At 37.3% G+C, this 7,030-nt stretch carries 8 protein-coding genes and 2 tRNA genes; 4 read left to right on the top strand and 6 right to left on the bottom strand.

The annotated features are described in order from the left end of the window. Together LBH98_04430 and LBH98_04425 are read left to right on the top strand one after the other, a co-directional pair. The coding region (locus LBH98_04430; GenBank protein MDR0304004.1) for a gliding motility-associated C-terminal domain-containing protein at window positions 1–305 on the top strand (305 nt) is incomplete at its 5' end. 324 nt (window positions 306–629) lie between these two features. Then, entirely contained in the window at window positions 630–1,103 is a 474-nt protein-coding gene (locus LBH98_04425) for a rhodanese-like domain-containing protein (GenBank protein MDR0304003.1), read from the top strand. Between the two features lie 39 nt (window positions 1,104–1,142). On the opposite strand, the gene LBH98_04420 is transcribed toward LBH98_04425, so the two are convergent. The 3 genes from LBH98_04420 to LBH98_04410 form a co-directional block, all read right to left on the bottom strand. After that, a tRNA-Asn gene (locus LBH98_04420) sits at window positions 1,143–1,218 on the bottom strand. 88 nt (window positions 1,219–1,306) lie between these two features. Next, window positions 1,307–1,588, bottom strand: a complete 282-nt coding sequence (locus LBH98_04415; protein MDR0304002.1) for a hypothetical protein — start codon at window positions 1,586–1,588, stop codon at window positions 1,307–1,309. A gap of 120 nt (window positions 1,589–1,708) precedes the next feature. Next, window positions 1,709–2,479, bottom strand: a complete 771-nt coding sequence (locus tag LBH98_04410) for an HAD-IIA family hydrolase (GenBank protein ID MDR0304001.1) — start codon at window positions 2,477–2,479, stop codon at window positions 1,709–1,711. A 112-nt stretch (window positions 2,480–2,591) separates the two neighbouring features. Here LBH98_04410 and recO point away from each other — a divergent pair, with 112 nt between their 5' ends. Both recO and LBH98_04400 read left to right on the top strand, forming a co-directional pair. Continuing rightward, entirely contained in the window at window positions 2,592–3,326 is a 735-nt protein-coding gene (gene recO / locus LBH98_04405; GenBank protein ID MDR0304000.1) for a DNA repair protein RecO, read from the top strand. Window positions 3,327–3,366: 40 nt separating this feature from the next. Next, window positions 3,367–3,443, top strand: a tRNA-Gln gene (locus LBH98_04400). 22 nt (window positions 3,444–3,465) lie between these two features. On the opposite strand, the gene LBH98_04395 is transcribed toward LBH98_04400, so the two are convergent. From LBH98_04395 to LBH98_04385, 3 genes are all read right to left on the bottom strand, one after another. Further along, entirely contained in the window at window positions 3,466–4,611 is a 1,146-nt protein-coding gene (locus LBH98_04395; GenBank protein MDR0303999.1) for a DUF2062 domain-containing protein, read from the bottom strand. Window positions 4,612–4,636: 25 nt separating this feature from the next. Further along, window positions 4,637–5,575 carry an FkbM family methyltransferase gene (locus LBH98_04390; protein MDR0303998.1) on the bottom strand — a complete coding sequence of 313 codons (939 nt, stop codon included), beginning with the start codon at window positions 5,573–5,575 and terminating at the stop codon, window positions 4,637–4,639. 112 nt (window positions 5,576–5,687) lie between these two features. After that, the gene (locus LBH98_04385; protein MDR0303997.1) at window positions 5,688–6,809 is read right to left on the bottom strand and encodes a 4-phosphoerythronate dehydrogenase; all 1,122 of its coding nucleotides are present in this window, start codon (window positions 6,807–6,809) and stop codon (window positions 5,688–5,690) included. Window positions 6,810–7,030 lie beyond the last annotated feature (221 nt).

Genomic DNA, 7,030 nt, shown 5'->3' with positions numbered 1-7,030 from the left:
CGATCGCCAAACCGCAGAAATCAGACAGGAAGTACGGAATAATACTTGAGAAGGCTGTTGTTTCTCAGTCTGCAAAGATTTCGGTAAAAACTCCCGAACAGACGCAAGTTACCCTTATTGTTTATGACAACATAGGTAATGTGGTGTTTGAATCAAAAAGTAAAAACAACAAGGAGATTGAGTGGGATTTGACGAATAACGCAGGAAGAAACGTAGCGAACGGCACTTATCTGATAATCGCTGAAGCCAAAGGTGCAAGCGGAAAGACTTATAAGTATTCGACGATAATGGGTGTGAAACGATAATACGATGGCTGGATTGCTTCGCTTCGCTCGCAATGACAAACAAATACACCGCGCGTCTATTGCAAGAAGTGAAACGACGAAGCAATCCATAAACAAATAACGGGTGATGATAATTTGACGAAACATAATCACAAGTCCGCTTCCGTTTTATTTACCATCGTCGCTAGTTTTATTGAAATACTCATCGCCAATATCGTATATTATAAACAAAGACGACTAAAAGAAAAAAATTTAACATGTCCAAAAAGACGTGTTATCAAAAACAAATAATTTGGTCTGCTTTGTTATGTTAAAAATATAAAAAACAAAATTTTAGGAGGATTTATGATTAGAACATTCGGATTTATGGTTATGGCGTTTATTATGACCGTTTTTATTGTCGGATGTAACCAAAAAGAATTAGCGGGCGGTAATTTACCCGATACGCAAACGATTGAAAAAGAAGACACTGATGAAATCTTGGAAACAAAAAAGGCGGAGTACCGTAAAATTTCACCGCAAGAAGCAAAAGAAATGCTTGATAACGACGCCGGCATAATTTTTGTCGATGCACGCGATGAAGAAGAATACCAAGAATGGCGGATTCCCGGCACAATTTTGATTCCCAAAGACGACGTCAAGGATAAAGCCGCTGAAATGCTGCCGAACAAAGACGCCGTTATTTTGGTACATTGTTTGGGCGGAAGTAGAAGCAAGCCGTCTTGTGAAATACTTATCGAAATGGGATATACTAATGTGTACGACGTAGAAGGCGGCATAAAAGGCTGGCCCTACGAAATCGTCAAAGACGAAGAATAATTAAAAAAGCGGATGAAAAATAAATTTCATCCGCAAGTATGGCTGGGGTGGAGGGACTTGAACCCCCGACAAGCTGGTTAACAGCCAGCTGCTCTGCCGACTGAGCTACGCCCCAATCAATGCTGCAACGGCGTTAATATAATAAAATATTTATAATAAACGCAAGAGTAAAATAAAAAACTGATGAAAAAATCCGATTTGACTTATGACTCGTCCGATCTGTCGTCAATGAATATAAGCGCTTTCTGCATAGAAAAATCTATTTCAAAAAACCTAGGGAAAAACATACTTATCAGCTCTTTTTCTCTCATCCAATCCACCTCGTTTAGATTTTTGCTTGTCATTCCGATAGCGATATGCGGTCTATCGGTATAACTGCTGGTTTCACGAACCGTAGCGCCGTTCCAACTGCTTGAACTGAATCCAAAATTACTATTGTATTTTTGACACCAGGTTTCTAATGTTTTTTGAATATTACGTACCATAATACCTTCCTTTTGAGAAGTCTTATTACACAGGATACTGTAATATATACAAAAAAACAATACTTTTTTTATTTTTTGTAAAAAAGTTTGCTATGCAAGTAAAAGATAATTCTTGGTTCTCTAAAACTCTAATGGGTCGATATCCGCCACACTGTTAAATATGCTATCCGGATGATAAGGGAAATTATCTATGTCTTCTGCCGAACTTACGCCGGAAAGAACTAAACATGTTTTCATTCCCGCTTCCATCCCGCCGACAATATCGGTATCCATTCTGTCGCCTATCATGACGGTTTCTTCGGGGTGAACGCCTAATTTTTTTGCCGCCATCATCATCATAAGCGAATTGGGTTTTCCGATAATATACGGTTTTTTCCCGCTTGCCGCTTCAATAGCCGCCAAAAGCGTTCCGCAGGCGGGTTCCGTTCCGTTTTCTGTCGGATCCGTCATATCCGGATTTGTCCCTATAAATTTTGCTCCTTTTTGAATTAAACGTACGGCGATTTTCAGTGTCTCAAAGTTAAAGTTCGTCGTGGTTTTTCCGACAACGACATAATCGGGATTGCTCTCGGAAATCGTAAAACCGACATTGTATAATTCATTTATCAACCCACCGCCGCCGACGACATAAACCGTTGCGTGTTCTTTTTGCTGTTTCAAAAACATTGCGGTCGCCATAGCGCTGGTAATGAAATTGCTTTCAACGACTCCCTTAACCCCTTTTTTTTCGAGTTTTTGTTTAAGGTCTCGCGGCGTTTGCTCGGAATTATTTGTTAAAAATAAGAATTTTACTCGGTTTACAATCATCCTGTCAATAAATTCATTCGCTCCGTCGATTAACTTTGCACCCCTATAAATCACTCCGTCCATATCGGAAATAATACTTTTCATAAAAAACGCCCCCTTTAAAAAGAAAATACGATTATTACTGCTTTGCGGTCAAATTTTGTATGACATTTATTATTTTTCATGCCATAAAACGCTTGTTTTTCAGGAAACAAAAATGGAAAAAGTTCTCAAAGGAATTGTGCTTCAATACATACACTTCGGCGAAACGTCCGCAATCCTAAAAACAATAACAAAAGACAATGGAATTTGTTCGGTTTTGCTTCACGGAGTAAAAAAACACGGCGGAAATTACGGAATCGGAGCGGTCGTAGAGTGGCAGATTTCTAAACGTTACCTTGAAAAAAATACTTTGCCCAAAACATCTAAATACGATATTGTCGAAAATTATTCTTTCGGTTCGGATATAAACAAAATCGCTATGCGGGATTGCGCTTTCGAGCTGATTTTACAAGTCGTTCCGCAAGAAAACGGCGATACTTTTGAACTGTATAATTTACTTGAAAAGTATATGAAATACTTGAAAAAATCCGACAGCGAGATATTTTTTGGATTTTGGCTTTTTTGTATAAGATTTGCAAAGTTTCTAGGCTACGAAATTGACTTGCAAAACTGCATCAACTGTTCAAATATACTGACAGACGCTTTCTTATCAAAACAAAACGGAGGATTTTTATGTATAAAATGCCACCCAAAACCGAATTGGAAAAAAGAAATTTTAACACTTCTTTCCAAAGGCGGTTTAGAAATTTATGAAAAAATGCAAAATATTCCAATAAAAGAAAAAATTCTTATCACAGGACAACTAATTTCTTATATTCAATTTCATTGCGGACGTGAGAAAAAACTTAATTCGTTTGACTTTTTTTGCGGATGTTTGAGTTTATCTTGACAAAACACTCAGAAATTAAATATTTTCCGCGAAGTTTCGCAGGGGAATAGTTCAGTTGGTCAGAACACGGGATTCTGGTTCCCGGTGTCGAGGGTTCGAATCCTTCTTCCCCTGCCAAATCCCAATTTGCAACTCAATGTTATATGAATTTGTATAGGCGATTGTCGTGCGTGAGTTCTTTCTTTTTTCGCGTCGCCAAACAAATTAGAAACGCTATCAAATAAGATATAGTAGCCAAAATAAAAGCAAGGATTACGCTTCCAACGATAAAACATTTCCCCCCTTTGAGTAAAAATTCCAATTTATTTTCCGAAAACAGATCCGTAAGCGTTTCGACTTTTTGAATGCTGTCGGGAAAAACTATCGAACCAAGCCAAATTGACGCTATTAAGATAAACGGCAATAGCGGCGGTACGGAAATCATAGTCCCGAGAGCCGAAAGCGGTCTATTAAGTTTCGCTGCTGTCGAAATCGCCAAAGCGGCCGGCATTTGAAAACCGTAAATGGGAAATATGCCGAGAAACACGCCTATAGCAAATGAAAAAGCCGCTTTTCGAGGTGAAATGTTCGATTTAAGTTCGTTATTAAAAACGAAATGAATTTTTGCAAACGCCGTTTTGACAAAAAACCACGAAATCCTTATACTGTCACGAAAAACACGGTAATGCGAAATCCGCTCGTTCTGTGATTGATAAAACTGTGGAATTGAAAACTCCGTTAACTTTATTCCCGCCCAAGCCGATTTAACCAAAACTTCCTGTTCAAATTCAAAACGATTAGTTTTGAATTTAATATTTTTCATTTTTTTTATCGGATAGACACGAAATCCGCTTTGCGTGTCGCTCAATGAAAAACCGGTATAAATTTTTATCCATAAATTACCGAATTTTCGTGCAAAAATATTTTTTTTAGGAGCAAATTCTCCGATAATCTCGCCTGTTCTTGCTGCGACAAACAGATTTTCAGGTTTTTCTTCGCATTCGTTTATCGCGATTTCTATCCACTGCGGAAAGTGCTGCCCGTCTGCGTCCAAAGTTATTGCGTGCGAGAATCCGTTTTTCAGTGCGATTTCAAACCCTTTTTGGATAGCCGCGCCTTTTCCTCTGTTCTGAGGAAATTTATGTACGACGATATTAGGAATTTCGTCTATGATTTGCGAAGTTCTATCCGTAGAGCCGTCGTCTATAACAATAACTTTTTCTATGTAATTTTGACTTTCGCAAACAACGGACTTTATTGTTTTTTCGTTATTAAATACGGGAATTATAACACAAAATTTATTCATACGATCGTCCGAAATAATTTTATTGTTATTTGGATTGAACCGAATTGATTTTTCTGGCTCTAATTAAGCCTTTTCTGAAATAAGGTTCCTGTAATCCGAAGCGGTCGTGCATAAGTAGCATCCACCCCTGCGAAAATTCTATGGAAAAGCCGTACGCTTCTAATGTTTTTTTCAAATTATCGGCATCGTTTTGTCTATGATACGCACACAAAAGCATACGTAAATCTTGTTTGTCTTTCAATAATTTTGGCATTCCGTCAAGCATCATTGTCTCCGCGCCTTCAATATCTGCCTTTATAAAAGAAATTTCCACACCGTTCTTTGCAATGAAGTCGTCAATTTCTACTTTACCATTCCACCACTTTGAACCACAACCGACATATTTATTTACTATGCGGACTTTTTCTTTATACGGATCAAACGTTTTGTAAAGAGCGTGAATGTAATCTTTTTGCGGCTCAAAAATGTACACAAATTTTGCGGTTTCCACATTTTCAAGAGCCCAAATTCCTTCTGCAGCGCCCACATCGGCGATAATATCGCTCTTTTTAACTTCAAAACCGTCACAAGTATAACAATGCGGCGAGCGCAAGTCCTGCTCGATTAATAAACTGTGGTAGTATTTTATTACCTTATCTTTAGTCCAATTTTTCGGGAAATATAATCTTTTGTTTTTATGTAAAACGAAAAACATTTTACTGTCGTCATCAAAAAACACTTCAAAATTTTTTAGATCTTTTGCAAAACGATACGGAAAAGCAAAATGCAACGAATTATTTAAGCACTCTATAATTTCTTCTTTTTCTCGCGGCAAAAACATCCCTGTTTTTTCATTTTTGATAAAATCACGTAATATGGAATCGTTTTCTGAACACGTGGCAGCATCGCCTCCCCACCATGTAAGTATTGGCTTTGTCAAATCGTACCCGCGTTCTAAACGAAATTTTTGTTTGCTTCCAAGCATTTTACTTCCTTTAAATATTCTCTGTGGGAAAATAATTTTTGCAAAACCACAACGGCGATATTTTTCACAGGACACAAAAATAAACTGGCATCAAACTCAGTTCACAGGCGAATTATTTTATATAAAATCCCAAATTTCTCAGGCTTTCGGATTCATTTAAAGGAACGCCGGACACCGTATAATGGCTGAATTCCAAACGCTTTCGGTAGTTTTCTCTAAGTTCCTTAAAAATAATTTTTCGCTCGTCAGCGTTTTTTAACGCCAAAAGTTTTTCAAAATCCAACGAATCCGCATCTATCGGACAGCATTTGAGTAGAACATTGCCGACACTTCCTGCATATTCAATAGATTGATTGGGAATTTTTGAAAACACTTCTTTTTCAAAATCGAATTTCTGCTTTCTTGAAAAAAAATCACAGCAGGCGTCATAAATTATTTTTGTTCCGTTTATTTTCCCGTCAAACGAATGTCCTGCGATGTGTTGAGTAGCAAACAGACAATTTCTTGCCAAATCAACGTTTACGTCCGGTTCGTCCGCCCATACGTCAATTACCGGTTTTTGGATTTTACTCATTGATTTCATAAGTGCGTTTTCGTTGCAAACCGCTCCCCTGCTCGCCTGAATCAAGAAAATATTCTTTTTTACTTTCGTGAAAAAATTTTCATCAAGCAAATTTTCGGTTTTGTACTCGCCCGATTTTGTCAGCGGAGTATGGACGGTAATAATATCGCTGTTTTTCGCAAGATATTCAATCGATGAAAATTTATTGCTCACACTCTGTTTTTCAAGGATTGGGTCGTTTAGAATGGTTTTAATTCCGAGTTTTTTAAGAATTTCTGAAACCTGTCCGCCTATATGCCCAACCCCGATAATTCCTACGACAAAATTTTTCGGAGATATATTTTTTTGCATACAAAACACATAAATCACCGTAAGAACGTATTCCGCCACGCTTCTTGCATTGCAGCCCGATGCCGAAGAAAATCCTATTCGCTTTTTTTGCAAATAATCAATATCGACATGATCAATTCCCGCGACAGCGCTTCCTACAAATTTAATTTTTGTGTTTTCAAGCAGTTTTTTATCGACCTTTGTTGTAGAACGGATAAGCAGAACGTCAAAATCTTTAATATTTTCGTTTACAATGTCTTTAATATCAAACAAAACCGTTCCGCCCAACGTAGAAAACGATTCTCTTACGAATAAAATATTTTTGTCCGCGGCAATTTTCATATTTTCCTCCAAATGTAAAATAGTATTTTTACAATATGTAAAGAAAAATCCGGGCTTGACCATTGTACAGAATATTATTTGACAGTATTGATTGTCAAACCTTTAACCCGTAACTTTTCCTAATTTTACGTAACATGTTAAGGTATAATATTCAATTTTTTCAACAACTCTCTTGTAGTTTTAGTCGTTTTCGCATCATACCATTGATTGTTGATTTTCAC

It is taken from the genome of Chitinispirillales bacterium (assembly GCA_031254455.1).
In the GTDB taxonomy this organism is placed as follows: domain Bacteria; phylum Fibrobacterota; class Chitinivibrionia; order Chitinivibrionales; family Chitinivibrionaceae; genus WRFX01.
This window is presented reverse-complemented; position numbering and strand designations above follow the sequence as displayed.

Excerpts from the sequence above, each read along its gene's own strand:
- LBH98_04395 (MDR0303999.1), bottom strand. The coding sequence starts at position 4,611 with ATGAATAAATTTTGTGTTATAATTCCCGTATTTAATAACGAAAAAACA.
- LBH98_04410 (MDR0304001.1), bottom strand. The coding sequence starts at position 2,479 with ATGAAAAGTATTATTTCCGATATGGACGGAGTGATTTATAGGGGTGCA.
- LBH98_04425 (MDR0304003.1), top strand. The coding sequence starts at position 630 with ATGATTAGAACATTCGGATTTATGGTTATGGCGTTTATTATGACCGTT.
- LBH98_04390 (MDR0303998.1), bottom strand. The coding sequence starts at position 5,575 with ATGCTTGGAAGCAAACAAAAATTTCGTTTAGAACGCGGGTACGATTTG.
- recO (MDR0304000.1), top strand. The coding sequence starts at position 2,592 with ATGGAAAAAGTTCTCAAAGGAATTGTGCTTCAATACATACACTTCGGC.
- LBH98_04385 (MDR0303997.1), bottom strand. The coding sequence starts at position 6,809 with ATGAAAATTGCCGCGGACAAAAATATTTTATTCGTAAGAGAATCGTTT.
- LBH98_04415 (MDR0304002.1), bottom strand. The coding sequence starts at position 1,588 with ATGGTACGTAATATTCAAAAAACATTAGAAACCTGGTGTCAAAAATAC.